The sequence below is a fragment of the Brevibacillus sp. RS1.1 genome (assembly GCF_013284365.1).
Taxonomy (GTDB): domain Bacteria; phylum Bacillota; class Bacilli; order Brevibacillales; family Brevibacillaceae; genus Brevibacillus; species Brevibacillus brevis_D.
In genome coordinates this window covers 1-14111 of sequence record NZ_JABSVA010000005.1, presented here as the reverse complement: position 1 = coordinate 14111, position 14111 = coordinate 1, and the positions used below count along the sequence as shown (strand labels likewise).

General features: G+C 46.1%; 19 protein-coding genes, 1 tRNA gene and 1 riboswitch. Of the genes, 6 read left to right on the top strand and 14 right to left on the bottom strand.

Annotation, left to right across the window (positions count from 1 at the left end; genetic code table 11):
* Positions 1-3: 3 nt before the first annotated feature.
* From HP570_RS17200 to queC, 10 genes are all read right to left on the bottom strand, one after another.
* Entirely contained in the window at positions 4-183 is a 180-nt protein-coding gene (locus HP570_RS17200) for a hypothetical protein (protein ID WP_142497237.1), read from the bottom strand.
* 179 nt (positions 184-362) lie between these two features.
* Complete coding sequence (locus HP570_RS17195; RefSeq protein ID WP_173626522.1) at positions 363-719, bottom strand: group I truncated hemoglobin; 357 nt, start codon at positions 717-719, stop codon at positions 363-365.
* A 138-nt stretch (positions 720-857) separates the two neighbouring features.
* Complete coding sequence (locus HP570_RS17190) at positions 858-1394, bottom strand: hypothetical protein (protein ID WP_064203121.1); 537 nt, start codon at positions 1392-1394, stop codon at positions 858-860.
* A 222-nt stretch (positions 1395-1616) separates the two neighbouring features.
* Positions 1617-1982, bottom strand: a complete 366-nt coding sequence (locus tag HP570_RS17185) for an HsmA family protein (protein WP_015892826.1) — start codon at positions 1980-1982, stop codon at positions 1617-1619.
* Positions 1983-2113: 131 nt separating this feature from the next.
* Entirely contained in the window at positions 2114-2317 is a 204-nt protein-coding gene (locus HP570_RS17180) for a hypothetical protein (RefSeq protein WP_041749594.1), read from the bottom strand.
* Positions 2318-2439: 122 nt separating this feature from the next.
* The gene (locus HP570_RS17175) at positions 2440-3264 is read right to left on the bottom strand and encodes a hypothetical protein (protein WP_173626521.1); all 825 of its coding nucleotides are present in this window, start codon (positions 3262-3264) and stop codon (positions 2440-2442) included.
* A 299-nt stretch (positions 3265-3563) separates the two neighbouring features.
* The gene (gene queF, locus HP570_RS17170; RefSeq protein ID WP_007729714.1) at positions 3564-4061 is read right to left on the bottom strand and encodes a preQ(1) synthase; all 498 of its coding nucleotides are present in this window, start codon (positions 4059-4061) and stop codon (positions 3564-3566) included.
* A 41-nt stretch (positions 4062-4102) separates the two neighbouring features.
* Positions 4103-4822 (bottom strand): 7-carboxy-7-deazaguanine synthase QueE, encoded by a 720-nt coding sequence (gene queE, locus HP570_RS17165; RefSeq protein WP_173626520.1) that lies wholly within the window; start codon positions 4820-4822, stop codon positions 4103-4105.
* Positions 4819-5307: a 6-carboxytetrahydropterin synthase QueD gene (queD, locus tag HP570_RS17160; protein WP_173626519.1), complete on the bottom strand. Its 489-nt coding sequence runs from the start codon at positions 5305-5307 to the stop codon at positions 4819-4821. The genes queE and queD overlap by 4 nt, the downstream gene beginning before the upstream one ends.
* The gene (gene queC, locus HP570_RS17155; protein ID WP_087349349.1) at positions 5307-5975 is read right to left on the bottom strand and encodes a 7-cyano-7-deazaguanine synthase QueC; all 669 of its coding nucleotides are present in this window, start codon (positions 5973-5975) and stop codon (positions 5307-5309) included. The genes queD and queC overlap by 1 nt, the downstream gene beginning before the upstream one ends.
* Positions 5976-6072: 97 nt before the next feature.
* Positions 6073-6116, bottom strand: a riboswitch (PreQ1 riboswitch).
* A 153-nt stretch (positions 6117-6269) separates the two neighbouring features.
* Between queC and HP570_RS17150 the strand changes: the two genes are divergently transcribed.
* Complete coding sequence (locus tag HP570_RS17150) at positions 6270-7295, top strand: asparaginase (protein ID WP_173626518.1); 1026 nt, start codon at positions 6270-6272, stop codon at positions 7293-7295.
* A gap of 18 nt (positions 7296-7313) precedes the next feature.
* Complete coding sequence (locus tag HP570_RS17145) at positions 7314-7994, top strand: copper homeostasis protein CutC (RefSeq protein WP_173626517.1); 681 nt, start codon at positions 7314-7316, stop codon at positions 7992-7994.
* Positions 7995-8014: 20 nt separating this feature from the next.
* Here HP570_RS17145 and HP570_RS17140 read toward each other — a convergent pair whose 3' ends face one another.
* The gene (locus tag HP570_RS17140; RefSeq protein ID WP_015892819.1) at positions 8015-9127 is read right to left on the bottom strand and encodes a GerAB/ArcD/ProY family transporter; all 1113 of its coding nucleotides are present in this window, start codon (positions 9125-9127) and stop codon (positions 8015-8017) included.
* 166 nt (positions 9128-9293) lie between these two features.
* On the opposite strand from HP570_RS17140, the gene HP570_RS17135 reads away from it, so the two are divergent.
* Complete coding sequence (locus tag HP570_RS17135) at positions 9294-10103, top strand: serine hydrolase (protein WP_173626516.1); 810 nt, start codon at positions 9294-9296, stop codon at positions 10101-10103.
* Between the two features lie 14 nt (positions 10104-10117).
* On the opposite strand, the gene HP570_RS17130 is transcribed toward HP570_RS17135, so the two are convergent.
* Both HP570_RS17130 and HP570_RS17125 read right to left on the bottom strand, forming a co-directional pair.
* Complete coding sequence (locus HP570_RS17130) at positions 10118-10885, bottom strand: aldo/keto reductase (protein ID WP_173626806.1); 768 nt, start codon at positions 10883-10885, stop codon at positions 10118-10120.
* Between the two features lie 75 nt (positions 10886-10960).
* The gene (locus HP570_RS17125) at positions 10961-11320 is read right to left on the bottom strand and encodes a winged helix-turn-helix transcriptional regulator (protein WP_016741407.1); all 360 of its coding nucleotides are present in this window, start codon (positions 11318-11320) and stop codon (positions 10961-10963) included.
* Between the two features lie 174 nt (positions 11321-11494).
* Between HP570_RS17125 and HP570_RS17120 the strand changes: the two genes are divergently transcribed.
* Entirely contained in the window at positions 11495-12337 is an 843-nt protein-coding gene (locus HP570_RS17120; protein WP_173626515.1) for an aldo/keto reductase, read from the top strand.
* Between the two features lie 70 nt (positions 12338-12407).
* On the opposite strand, the gene HP570_RS17115 is transcribed toward HP570_RS17120, so the two are convergent.
* Positions 12408-12704, bottom strand: coding sequence for a Fur family transcriptional regulator (locus HP570_RS17115; protein ID WP_064203129.1), 297 nt, complete (start codon positions 12702-12704; stop codon positions 12408-12410).
* 241 nt (positions 12705-12945) lie between these two features.
* Between HP570_RS17115 and HP570_RS17110 the strand changes: the two genes are divergently transcribed.
* Both HP570_RS17110 and HP570_RS17105 read left to right on the top strand, forming a co-directional pair.
* Positions 12946-13815, top strand: coding sequence for a YitT family protein (locus HP570_RS17110; protein ID WP_015892813.1), 870 nt, complete (start codon positions 12946-12948; stop codon positions 13813-13815).
* 173 nt (positions 13816-13988) lie between these two features.
* Positions 13989-14064: transfer RNA gene (locus tag HP570_RS17105), tRNA-Thr, on the top strand.
* Positions 14065-14111: the final 47 nt, after the last annotated feature.

The following is a 14111-nucleotide window of genomic DNA, read 5'->3' as shown; positions in this document are numbered from 1 at the left end:
GCCTTACTGTGACAAGTCCTTCTGCTCGGGCAATTTTTCCCAGAATACAATGATTAGCGTTGCGATAGGGCCGAGGAATAAAGAGAGAAAAAACCAATTAAGACCGCTACGATTTTTTCCTTGAGCGAGTCCAGCGTTGATGAGGGCCAACGTACCCCAACCAACAACATATTGATCTTTCATTTGCGAATCAGCCTCCATTGTTGAAATATTGCTCTTATTATATAGAGTTGCTAAGAGTTTTACAAAATGTGTAAGAAAAAAGTGAAAATAGCCACTCGAAAACGAGGGCCACTGAGAGGAACTGGTCCGGGAACCGAAGGGGGTCCTGAACCATTGCATCAGGCGTTTTGATAACTCGGTTATTTATACAAAATATCATCCCGGAGTGATCCTACTTTGCCGAGAGCATCGGCAATATCCTCTTCGCTGACACCAAAGTGAGCTAAGGCATCACGCAAATGCTTAACGATGGCATCAAAATGAATGGGTTGCAGATTCATCCCTTCGTGAACCTTTGCCATGGACTGTCCAGTGTATTGATTCGGACCACCGAGGGCATAGCTGATGAACTTAGTTTGGTGTCTACGTTGTTTTTCCATATCCGTGTTTTTGAAAAAGTGATTCACGGTGTCATCAGCTAAAACTAAATCATAAAAGTAGTCTACTACTTTTGCGACCGTATCCTCCCCACCGTATTTCTCGTAAAATGTACTCATCATTTGCCTCCTTAGGACGGTTGCTTCCCTTATATATTCCACCATGGATGGAAAGTTATTAAGAAAAGCCCGCAAGCTGATGCCGATTGCATTTCGACGTCAGCCTGTGGACTAGATACCTGCCATGTGCGCTTTGTTTTAGCCAATTTTCCTGATTACTTTCGAATTTCCACCTGAACTGACAATGATCCATCCTTCAGGAACAGGCGAGGCTTGCATTACCTCAATCTGCGTTCCGTTAGGAGCACCATTGACATTTCTGATCACATTCGATCCTCCAAATGCTCGAACCATGACCCATCCGACTGGAATAGGCGAGGCGAGCATCACCTCTATCTCCGTACCATAAGAAGCACCGTTCACATTCTTGATGACATTCGATCCTCTAAAGGCTCGAACCATGACCCATCCGCTGGGGATAGGCGAAGCTAGCAGCACCTCTACCTCCGTGCCATAAGAAGCACCGTTCACATTCCTGATCAGGTTCTGCGTTCCTAACGTTCTAACGATAACCCATCCGGCTGGAATAGGTGAGGTAAGCGACACCCAGAATTCTTCACCATACGTGGCTGCTTTTTCCTGTGGAGCGAGCGCCGCCCCTTGGACTTGTGTGGCAAGAGAGGGTACTACGACGACTGAACTTAATGACAGGATTATAAGTGCTTTTTTAAACATGGGCATCAACCTTTCCGAAATGGTTCAGTATAATTCTGAAAATGCCAATTTATTACATCTTATACAATTATCATTCTGATTACTTTAAGAGATATTGTCGAATGGTAGGCAAAGTTGACGATGGGTTGAACAGCCACGAGAAAAGCAAAAGACCCTCTCATCGGTTGAGAGGGTTGAGGTAAAGGTAGACTGTCCGCGTGCGGAGCGTAATGGAGAGCATTCTTATTTCATAAAGCTTAAAGCGACGCCAATGGAATAAGGTACAAGCCATAAAATCCATACGATCAAGCTAAATTTATGGAACTGCTTGATTTGATGTTCTTTCTTTTTCCAAAGGACGACACAGGCCCACACGGTATGGAAAAACATCAAGATCAGAGCGATCAACCCAGTAATGCCATGCAAATTTAAACTGGAGTTCTCAGCAAGTAGTTTCATAAACGTAGTTCCGATCGTATCGAATGCTAAGCCAAGACCAAAAAAGATAAGGTGTTTTAACTTTAGCTCTCCTGAACGTTTTTCGCTCCATACCCCAATCGTATAGGCAATGAGAGCAAGATTTATAAAAATCACAGCTGCTACTAACACGTAAGATCATCTCCTGTTCATTTCTTCTGACTACGCTTGTAAGTGTAATCGTTGAACATGAACACAAGATGAACGACAGTGTAAATGGAGGTACCGATGCCCCTCAAATGAGGAGCACCAGTACTGCAAAGCTAGTTGTCTAGGTGCGATGGACCATCTGCATGAAACAAGTGTCTCAAGATCGCTTGACTCACTTCGGTCACTGGTTCAAAAACAAAAGCAACCAGATGTTCATGTGGCTCCAGATAGTAATTCCTGTAGCCGAGCTGAATCAACTCCCGATTGAGTCGCGCTGCATCTTCGAAACTTGCATAGAAATACAGTTGCTTGGTCATGGTAATCACCTCCTTCCGCACTAAAACGTAGCAGAAGGAGTAGAATCTCACCAACGATCATGATCTTGATTTCCAATTAGAAAAGGAAAAAACCCTTATTTACAATAAGGGTTCTGGTGTACTCATCGTACGACGCTCATCGAGAGCACTGCTCCACTTAACCATGATTCCGCAAAAGCGTGTTGGCTCCCCGATTTATTCGAGAATACCCAAATGCCAACGTTAAAGGTGTACTGGTGCCCGGGAGACATTGCGAAGCTGAGGCTTGGTGGATTGGTCACATCAACGTAACCGGATGATTCGTAGTGACCGCCACCGTTTCCATGTACACTTTCGCTGAACAGTTTCCCACTCGCACTGTTGACCAGTTGCCCGTCCTTCAGTACGGTCAGCTCTGTGCCTGCCTCAACCATAACACTATCCGCAGATTCAATGCTAGACAGGTGCCACTTGGGCACAAAACGTCGAGAGGCGTATCCAGTTGCGGACACTTCGCGATCTGTGGAGAGCATTATGCCAAAACCCGCATGTGCCGCTATGAAGCCTGGGGCACCTATTCCACCTTCTCCTGATACAGCTCCTGATCTGGCGATTAAACCGACTTCACCTGTTTCGTTATTGAGATTCTGGAAAGTGGGAGGACTTCCATCTGGGAGAAACCAGCTCCATGTGAAATCAAAAGGGGGGACAATAGCCAGCGTCCGAATGTGGGCAGTATCAGGAATGTTCAGGTCTATAGACTGTAGGTTAGATGGATCACCTTGTGCATAGACCCTTGTCTGTACTTTCGACTTCGATGTATCAGTGGCAAGGGTTTGTTCAATTTTCTTTTCGAAGCTTGCGATGAGTGTGGCAATAGAGCGCTCAGCGGCCTGACGTAGTTCGGGTTGCGTCACATTTTCACGAAATGAAATATGCGCATTCGGAGGCAGGCCATTAACGGACATGCGATGTTTCTCAGTCGTGTGAATCTCCTCCTATTTATCAATCAGCTAAAATGTATCGTTACCATAAAGGAGGAACACGATACCGAGTCAGACCGACATTATATTTGCGGATTTGAAAATAACCACACAGAAAACTTATGATCATACTGCGGAGGGACCATTCTTTTACACAACACCTGATTGGTTAAAAGCAAGTCTTTTTTACGATTTGGTTGAGGAAGTAACTACTTTGAATCCGAAGAAAAAATAAGAAAAACCCTTAATAAATAAGGGTTTTCCTTTTTCATAGTCTGTTCGCTTTACCGATTATCCACTTTTTCTGGATACATATCATGATTCATCATCCGATGGCTCGCCATCTCCTCGTACTTCGTCCCAGGTTTCCCGTAGTTGCAATACGGATCGATCGAGATGCCGCCGCGCGGAGTGAACTTGCCCCATACCTCGATATAGCGCGGGTCCATCAGCTTGATCAAATCGTTCATGATAACATTGACGCAATCCTCGTGAAAATCACCGTGATTACGGAAGCTGAACAAATATAGCTTGAGCGACTTGCTCTCTACCATTTTGATATCAGGAATGTAGCTGATATAAATCGTCGCAAAGTCTGGTTGTCCGGTAATCGGGCACAGGCTGGTGAATTCCGGGCAGTTGAATTTTACGAAATAATCGCGGTACGGATGCTTGTTGTCAAAAGACTCCAATACGCTCGGATCATAGGAGTAGTTGTACGTTGTCCCTTGATTTCCCAAAAGAGTGAGGGAGGATAAATCGCGTTCTTGTTGGTGTGCCATATGAGTACAGTCCTCTTTTCTTCATGAAAGTAAAATATCGTTTAAACGCCTCGTTTATTACCCCAGACAAGCGCATGTAGTTGGGGAAGAACCTTCGCGTCATTCATGTCAGCTGTCGCCATCGCTTGATCGATCAGCCATTCAAAGCTCTCCAAAAGCTTATCCCGAAGCGAAGGCGTATCAGCGTCAGTCAGATCGCTGTTTCCTGGCTGCAAGTAAAAGGGAACCCCTGGAAAGCGCTGATGGATGGTTCGTGCATAGGCAAAATCGGCGTCGTCGAAAACAACCACTTTCAGACTAAGTCCTGGATGCTTTTGATCCAGGAGCTCGTGCACAATTCGATCAAGCGCTTGAAAATCTGTTTGCATCCCGGAACTAGGCGGCTTAGGAGATAGAGTAATATCGTCAATCAGTGGAAGCCACGCTTGCCACTTGCTGCCTTGTGTTTCGACTGCTGTGCGAATGCCATGCTCCTTCAAAAGGGCGATTAAGTCACCGATGCCAGCCAAAAGCGCAGGATTTCCCCCGGAGATCGTGACATGAGAAAAACGGTCCCCGCCTAAGCGAGTGAGCTCCTCCCAGACAGCCTCGGGCGACATTTGCCGGATTTCATCACGGGCAGATCCATCCCACGTAAAAGCGGAGTCACACCAGTTGCAACGATAGTCACAGCCAGCGGTTCGCACAAACATCGTTTTTTGTCCGATAACCATTCCTTCGCCCTGAATGGTAGGGCCGAATATTTCCAAGACCGGGATCATTCCATCATCCACTCCCGTCTTGCCTCGGCATAGCTGGTCGGTGTCTCGAACAGGCGAACGAACTCCACCCGAGCGCCGTCGTAGCGGTCGCGGTAGGCATCTGACTGCAATTGCTTTTCCATCTCTTCGAAAATCCACACGACCATGTTTTCGGCAGTGGTATTCATCGGAGGGAGCATTTCATTCAGATAGCGATGATCCAAATAAATTTCGATGTGCTCTTTCCAGATTTGCTTGATGTCACCGAAATCGATCACGAGTCCGATCTCGTCCGGAAAGCCACTGATGCCAAAGACAACCGTGTACGTATGGCCGTGGAGGTTTTTGCACTTTCCTTCATAAGCGTGTAGATGATGTGCAGCGTCAAAAGTAAATTCCTTGCTTACCAAAATGCGTTTGTTATGGTAGCGAAGCTGTGATTTTTGAATATGGGTACCCAGGGCCTGCATGCGATCGACGATACGAAAATCAAAGTTCGCGCTCATCAGGCTTTTTCTCCAGGTTGATTTTTCTCAGAAAGATACGTGTCCAGTCCGGCTTTTCGCAGGTGGCAGGCAGGGCAATCGCCGCAGCCATCTCCTTTGATGCCGTTATAGCAGGTGAGGGTATTTTCGCGAATATAGGTGAAGGCACCCAGATCGTCCGCCAGTTTCCATGTCTGTGCTTTGTTCAGCCACATGAGCGGCGTATGAATCACAAACGGATAGTCCATCGACAAATTCAATGTCACGTTGAGTGATTTGATAAAGGCGTCACGGCAGTCGGGATAACCGCTAAAATCCGTTTCGCATACACCAGTAATCAAGTGACGTGCTCCTCGTTGCTTGGCGAAAACGCCCGCAAAGGAAAGGAACAACAAGTTGCGTCCGTCGACGAACGTGGATGGCAATTGGCCTTCTTCCTGGGTAATGTCGATATCTGTGCGGGTGAGTGCATTGGGCGCGAGCTGGTTTAACAGGCTCATGTCCAATACGGAGTTTTTGACGCCGAGTTCTGCGGCAATTTGCTGGGCGCACTCGATTTCCAGCTTGTGTCGCTGACCGTAGTCAAATGTGAGGGTTTCTACTTCGCCGAATTGCTCTTTCGCCCAAAACAGGCAGGTAGTGCTGTCCTGACCTCCGCTAAAGACAACAACGGCTTTTTCCTTTTTCATCATTGCTCTCCATCTCCTCTTAATTGAATGGGAAGAAAGAGAGTTCTTGAACTTTCCTGCAAAAAAACAATAACAATACCAAAGAAAGGTACTGTTATCCAGCTTAGTTTTTTATAGAGGGAGTTCGCGAACCTCTCCCGTGCAGATGCACGGATTTCTTATTTGTGGAACCCAAGTGGGTGCCTTGAGACATTATACAACAATCACCGCAAAAGTGGGGGGATTATCGCTTGGAAAAAGATTGACGGATGGAGGTGCTACTGCTAGTGTTTTTTCATAATCGATCAACATGGAGTGGAGTTGGTGATTTTGATAAGAGACGTCCCTTTAGTAGAAGAATATCGCGGTGGTATTCTGGAGAACGTACATAACGGCATCGTGTGCGGCGTGAATGAAAAAGGAGAGGTGGCTTATCGGGTAGGAGATGTGAATCATATCACCTTATTGCGCTCCGCAGCTAAGCCCTTTCAAGCCATTCCGATTGCCAAACGTAAAATTGATGAAAAATTCGGACTGAATAACGGAGAAGCAGCACTTTTTGCAGCCTCACATCGTGGAGAAGTCTATCATATAGAACGCTTGGAGTCGATTTTACAAAAGACCGGCATTCAGGAAAACGAATTGCTTACGTGCCCGACTTATCCGCTCAACGAGGAGCCGAAGTTTGCTTGCTTGTCCCAAGGCATAGAAAAGCGCAGGCTCTTTCATAACTGTGCGGGAAAGCATTTGGGGTACTTGGCGCTGTCAAAGGATCAAGGATATTCCACTCATGATTACTACAAGGCAGAGCATCCAGCGCAACAAGAGGCCTTGGAGGTGTTTGCCAGCCTTGCTGATTATCCAAGAGAGCAGGTCCAGCTAAGCGTCGACGGTTGTGGCTTCCCGGTTTTTGCGTTGCCGCTCAAGAACCTGGCGATTGCTTATCTAAAGCTCGCGTGCCCGGATCTGATCGAGGATCAGAAGACGCGTGAGGCAGTAGAGAGAGTGACAGGCTGGATGACGAGCAGTCCCGAGATCATTGCCAGTCACAACTTCATCTGTACAGCCCTTTTGATGGATGAAAATATAATCGCCAAAGGCGGAGCGATGGGCGTATACGGCTTTGCTTTGAAAAAGGAGAGACTCAGCTTCTCGCTTAAGGTACTGAATGGCTCTGAATTCGTATGGCCGCTTATAATCGCGTCGATCTTGGAGCAGATTCAGTATGATAATCAGGAAACCATCGACCGACTGCATGCGCTGGCGCCAAAAGCTATTAAAAACGACAATCAGCTGGTGGTTGGGGAGAAACGACCAGTTTTTGTCTTGAACAAATGCTAAAAATGGAGGCGAAGTATCATGCTAGTGGAAGTGATTGCGACTTCCGTTGAGGATGCAAAACGTGCGGAGCAGGGCGGAGCTGATAGGCTGGAGCTCATCTCGGGAATTTTGGAGGGAGGCATTACTCCGAGCTGGGGATTGATTGAGGCAGTGGTCAAGGCGGTTTCCATCCCGGTAAACGTCATGGTGCGACCGCATAGCCAATCGTTTTGCTATACAGCAGAAGAACTTTCTGTCATGCGGCAGGATGTACGAATTATCCGTGAGCTTGGGGCAGCAGGTGTCGTAATTGGCATGCTGACTCCGGAAAATAGGCTTGATCAGCGGGGGATGGAGCAGGTGCTTGGTGAATCAGGTTCATTACATGTGACATTCCACCGTGCGTTTGATAATGCCGTGGATCAAATGGAAGCAGCACGTATTCTCCTGGAATATCCCCAGGTTCGTACGATTCTAACTTCTGGGGGCAAAAGAACGGCCATCGAGGGCGCTGATTGCATCGGGGAGCTCGTCAAGCTGACAGAGAACACACAGCTCGCGATTTTGGCAGGAAGCGGATTGTCACTAGCTAACGTGGGAGACCTCGTGAAACGTACGGGTGTCAAAGAGGTTCATTTTGGATCGGCAGTACGAGAGGAAGGACAGGCTCTCCGATACGTTGATGCAGAGCGAGTGGCAGCGATCAAACAACTACTGTAAGCATAAAACAAGCCGACACCTTACTTCTGGAGGGTAGCCGGCTTGTTGTTCATTTGCTTCCGTATCCAGTAACCGACGAGAAGAATCAACGGATACAAGAACCCTATTGTTAAATCAAAGAATGGCCAGTACGTATACGTTTCGTATAAAAAAGCTTGGTTTGGAACGATGATAATCGCGATGGCGACAAATAAGATGCAAATGGGCAAGGTGAGCGACTGATGCTCCTTTAAATGGAGAAGCTGCTTTATCCCTACACAGAAACCATACATATACAGTACGACTTTGAAATAAATGGAGACAAACCACATGAGAGCCATCATTGCTTCCTGCCTTTGAAAGAACTCTCCTACATGGACTCGTTTGGCGAGGGAGTAGCTAGGAAACGTCTCACGGGAAACCAATTCTGGGCCGAGCACCAAAAGCGATAAGAAGATGACGGCAAGCAGACAAACGCCACCGTATATCGCTCCTCGCAAAAATGCAGATGTGAGCTTTTGTTTTGCATCGAGAAGTGGAGTCATCATGAGGAAAATAACCAGCTCTGAGAAGGGAAAAGCGGTCACGGAAAATACTCCTCTTATAACGGGCTTCATGCCATTTTCCAAGAAGGGGAGAAGGTTCACGAATTGGAACTGAGGGGTTAACAATAGAAAAAACGAAACGAACGTAAGGACAAACCAGAGGAAAAAGATTTCGCTGGTCCGTGCAAAAGCTTCAAGGCCTAAACGAACAGCGTATATGGCACAGGCAACAAGTAAAAACATGACAGCTTGGATAGGTGTTGCTTTCATAATGTGCGTAGTCATGAAATCGCCAATTGTTCGTATATAGACTGCGCCATTGATTAACACGGCCCCCATAAAGAGGATGGAAAAGACTGTCCCGAGCCAACGTCCAAATATGAGCTTGTTCTTTTCAATCAGCGTTTGTTCGGGGTAGATGCGACCAACTAGACAAAACAAGTATACGATGGCTAGCCCCAAGGCCATGCCGATCAAGCCTGATAGCCATCCATCGTGACCCGCTTCAGTCGCAGGTACAGAAGGTAAGATCAAGATGGAATCTCCTATGGTGATGAATGTTACGAGGATGACAAATTGGCGGCTGCCAATTTTATCGGAGTTCTGCATGATGCCTCACCTTGTCCGTAGGTTTATCTTACGTATTATTTCCAAGTTTAGGATGGATAAACGAATGGTAAGCGGGTACGGTCTCTTGTTTGATTTGTTTTCGGAATAGTATGATAATCAGTGGACAACAAAAAACTACGAGCAACGGGAGAAGGGAAGAAAAGCTGTGGAGCTGGAAAAAAGGTTGTCGGCTATTATCGGACAAGCGGAGGGGACTTGGGGCGTCGTTGTGGAGGAACAGGGCTCAGCGAAAGAAACCCGTTTTGAACATGTACCGGACGAGCTGTTTATTGCGGAGAGCGTCATCAAAGTGCCGATCATGGCTGCCGTTTTCGCGGCAAGTGAGCAGGGGCATTTTCGTTTGGATGATCAGCTTGTTCTACGCCAAGAGGATCTGGTAGGGGGATCGGGGATTTTGTACGCGCTATCCCCAGGCTTGAGGCTCACGATTCGCGACTTGGTGACCCTCATGATTATTCAGAGCGACAATACGGCGACAAATATGCTGATTGATTTGGTAGGAAAAGATCAGATTGATCAGACCATGATTGATTTGGGAATGCACCAAAGCTGTTATTCACGCAAACTCATGATTTATCCACTCGATATCACAGAAAACAATAAGATAACCGCTGGGGATGTTGCGAGTATGCTAGGTCATTTGGCAACGGGCAGTTTTCTGTCTCAGCGTGCCTGCAAAGAGATGATCGCCATTATGAAAAAGCAGCAAGTCCGTAATGGTCTGCCGTCCCAATTGCCAAATGAGGAAGAATCCAATTATCCTGGATGGGAACTGCCGTGTAAATCCGGCTGGGATACCGGCAGACAGCATGATGTAGGCTTGCTATATACGAACAATCGCTGCTTTTCGATTACGGCCTTATCCAAAGATGTAACCGCTCAATCTGCTCTGAACACACTGGGATTACTGGGAAGAGCTGTGTATGACTACGCTATTTTGGCTGTCGATAATTAGATCGGCAGCTTTTTTTAATTGTTGATGGACAGAACTTGTTTGGAAACCTTATCGATCTCTTGCAATTCCGACGAGGTCAAAGAAAAGCGCATAGCTTTGACATTTTCCTCCGCATGATGGACCTTGGACGCGCCTGGAATCGCAAAGACCGTTTCGCCATGAGCGTGAATCAACCAGTTCAAGGCAATTTGTGTAGCGGATGCATCGTATTTACGTGCAAGCTCCTCCAAGACTGTGATGAGCGGCTGGGACTTTTTTAGCCCGGTGGAACGAAAGGGTGATGTCCATTTTCGGGGTCCTGTAATGGACTGAGCAAGGGCTGGATTTTTATGAAACTTGCCGCTTAGAATCCCTTGCTCAAGCGGAGAATAGGCGATAATGGCAATGCCTAACTCTTTTGCCGTATCCAGAATCCCGTTCTGTTCGATTCTCCTGTCCAGTAGGCTGTATTTCACTTGATTGGAGATGAGACGCAGGCCGTGCTCGCGCAAAACGCGATCGGCTTCCCGCATGTTTTTGGCGGTGCGAAATACAGGCCACCATTTTGTCGCAATATGAGCAGAATCAGCTAGTGTCCCGGCGTCTTTAAGGGCTTTTGCCAGCATCTGTTCTGATTGACCTTTGCCGTATACTTCTGCGGTATCAAACCAGTTAATGCCCCCATGCAAACTCGTCTGCACAATTTTTAAAACATCGTCAGGTCCAATGACAGGCCAAAACTTCCCCACTATTCCTTGTCCATTGCTAAACTGCCAGCAGCCGAGACCTAGTGGAGAAAGCATCAGGTCTGAGCTCCCCAATTTACGCAAGACAGACGTTTCGAGTGCTCCCAAGCCACTTCACCTACTCCCGTTCAATTATTGGTTTAAAATGCTTTCTTCCAATACAGCATACTTGTCGCCGTATTCCTTAATGATATGCTTTTCGCCCCATAAGCAGAGCGAATCGAGAATACTTTTCAAGGTCCAGCCGTACTCGCTGAGCTCATACTCTACTTTTGGCGGAACTTGATTGTAAATGATCCTGCTGATGATACCATCCTCTTCAAGCTCTCTAAGTTGCTGTGTCAGCATCTTCTGCGTAATACCTGGCATCAGTCGTTTCAACTCACTTGTACGTTTTTTTCCGTGAGTCAGGTGACACAAAATAACGCATTTCCATTTACCGCCGATGACCTCAAGTGTAGCTTCCACTGATATGTTATACTTCTTTTTCACTGTTGATTTCCTCCTAAACGATAGGTACTTATTAGTGCCTATCACACAAAAAAGTGCGTACTTTTTCTTTTCGTTAGTTTATCTCATAATAACACTTGTCAAACGACATGAAGCACATTAGGTGACTGGAAACAGTCATACTAACATAGAGTACAAGGATGGAGGAGACAAGTTATGCCAAAACATTTGCAAGATACAACTACACTGTACAACGGAGTAAAAATGCCTTGGATGGGTCTGGGTGTTTTTAAAGTAGAGGAAGGTCAGGAGCTCGAGCTAGCTGTAAAAAACGCAATCAAGCATGGCTACCGCAGTATCGACACAGCCGCTATTTATAACAACGAAGAGGGTGTTGGCCGTGGAATCCGTGCAGGTTTGCAGGAAGCGGGCCTCACTCGGGAAGATCTTTTTGTTACCTCGAAAGTATGGAATGCGGATTTAGGATATGAGTCCACGTTGCAAGCATATGAAACGAGCCTGAAAAAACTTGGGCTGGAATACTTGGACTTGTACCTCATTCACTGGCCGGTAGAAGGAAAGTTCAAAGAAGCATGGAGAGCATTGGAGACGCTGTACAAAAAAGGATTGGTAAAAGCGATCGGGGTGAGCAATTTCCACGTTCATCATTTAGAAGAGCTGCTTAAAGACGCTGAAATTAAGCCGATGGTCAACCAAGTGGAATTCCATCCGCGCTTGTCCCAAGATGAACTGCGTGCCTACTGCAAGGAGCAAGGGATTCAATTTGAAGCATGGTCTCCGCTTATGCAAGGTCAGCTATTGGACAATCCAGTACTAAAAGGAATTGCAGAAAAACACGGGAAGTCCATTGCCCAAGTCATTATACGCTGGGATTTGCAAAATGGCGTCGTGACCATTCCAAAGTCGACCAAAGAGCATCGAATCGTCGAGAATGCATCCGTATTTGATTTTGAACTATCGAAAGAAGACATGGAAATGATTCATTCCCTGAATCAAAATCACCGTGTTGGTCCAGACCCAGATAACTTTGATTTTTAATAGCTGACAGCAAACAAAAAACTCCTGATGATTTCAGGAGTTTTTTTGCGTTGAGGAAAAGGAATAGGAATCAAATGACTTCTGGCAACTGAATGTCGTCCATCGTTACCACACATTCAAATTGATTGGGCGAGTCGTGGTGAACATGCTCCTTGAAAATACCCATTTTCACGAAAAAGCGCAGGCTGGTGTAAACGGTTGAGAGTGTGATGTTTGGCATCTCGTTTTTCAAAGCGTGATAAATGTCTTTGGCTGTATAGAATTTCCGAGTAGTAAGCATAAGAAGGAGTACGGCTCTTCTTTGGATGGTTAATCTTTTTCCTAGATGCTTGACTTGTTGTGTGACACTGACAATATGATCGTCCATTACAGGTCACCCCGTTCTTATATTATAATAATTACTATATGATAATTATCCTTTTTATTTTGTGTGCAGTCAACTTTTTCTTTCCGTATCTTATCCGGCTCATGGCTTGCGTGTGCATGTTTCTGGGGGATGCGTAAATCTTACATAAGAGGGATGAGGAAAAAGGGGTTTTCTTTTCCACCAAAACATGGTAGTGTATGTGCGGATTTTGCTTACGTGATAATGTCAGGAGTGGGACCATGTGGCACGAAAAAGACGAACCGCAATCCAGATGAACAGTCCACAGCGAAAAGTACTCGAATACGGCATGCTGGTTCTTGGATCGCTAGTATTGGCAACTAGCTTCAATCTGTTTTTGAATCCAAACCAAATTGCTTCTGGAGGCGTTTCTGGGCTATCGACGATTTTACACAACTTGTTTGGTTTTTCTCCAGCGGTGGTACAATGGGCAATGAATATTCCTTTGTTTCTATTAGGATTCAAATTTCTCGATCGGCAATACAGTATGAAGGCGGCGGTTGGCTCCATTGTTCTCCCTTTGTGTGTTATGCTGACCAGTCACCTGCAGCCGTTAACCACGAATCTTCTGCTTGCAAGTATTTATGGAGGAATCGGGGTTGGGCTTGGGATTGGTATCGTGTTTCGGGGGAGAGGATCGACGGGCGGTTTTTCAATTGCAACGCAAATCCTCCACAAATATTCAGGAATTAGCTTGGGTGCATGTGTAGCTGTGTTTGATGGACTAGTGATCTTGTTTGCAGGGATTGTATTCGATCCGGAAAAAGCATTGTATGCACTTATCGCATTGTTTGTGACCAGCAAGACGATTGATATTGTTCAGATGGGCTGGAATACCTCCAAAGTCGCTTATATCATTTCGAATGAAACAGATACACTGAGAGAAACCATCTTGTACGATTTGGACCGCGGTGTCACTTTGCTGGATGGTGCAGGTGGATATACTGGAGACGCGCGTAAGGTGCTCATGGCAGTTGTCAGCCAAAGTGAAGTGAGCAAGCTGAAAATCATGGTGCGTTCGGTGGATCCCGATGCATTCATTATTTTGTGCCCTGCTCAGGAAGTTTTAGGAGAGGGCTTTCGAGCGGGATAATATTATAGAAGAAAAGAGCGGTGGGGAGTAATTCCACTGCTCTTTTTTCATTCGATTTTTATTATGAATGAAATTATTTTAGATTTTCTATTGCATTTAAAATTTATACGTGCTATATTAAATCTCGTGAGCGGGACACACACGAAACGCACACAACGAAAAACAAATCAAATGCCGGTGTAGCTCAATTGGTAGAGCACCTGACTTGTAATCAGGGGGTTGTGGGTTCAAGTCCTATCGCCGGCACCACTACCTAATCTGTAGTTGGGAAACGAAATGGAGCGCTTGATAGCGCA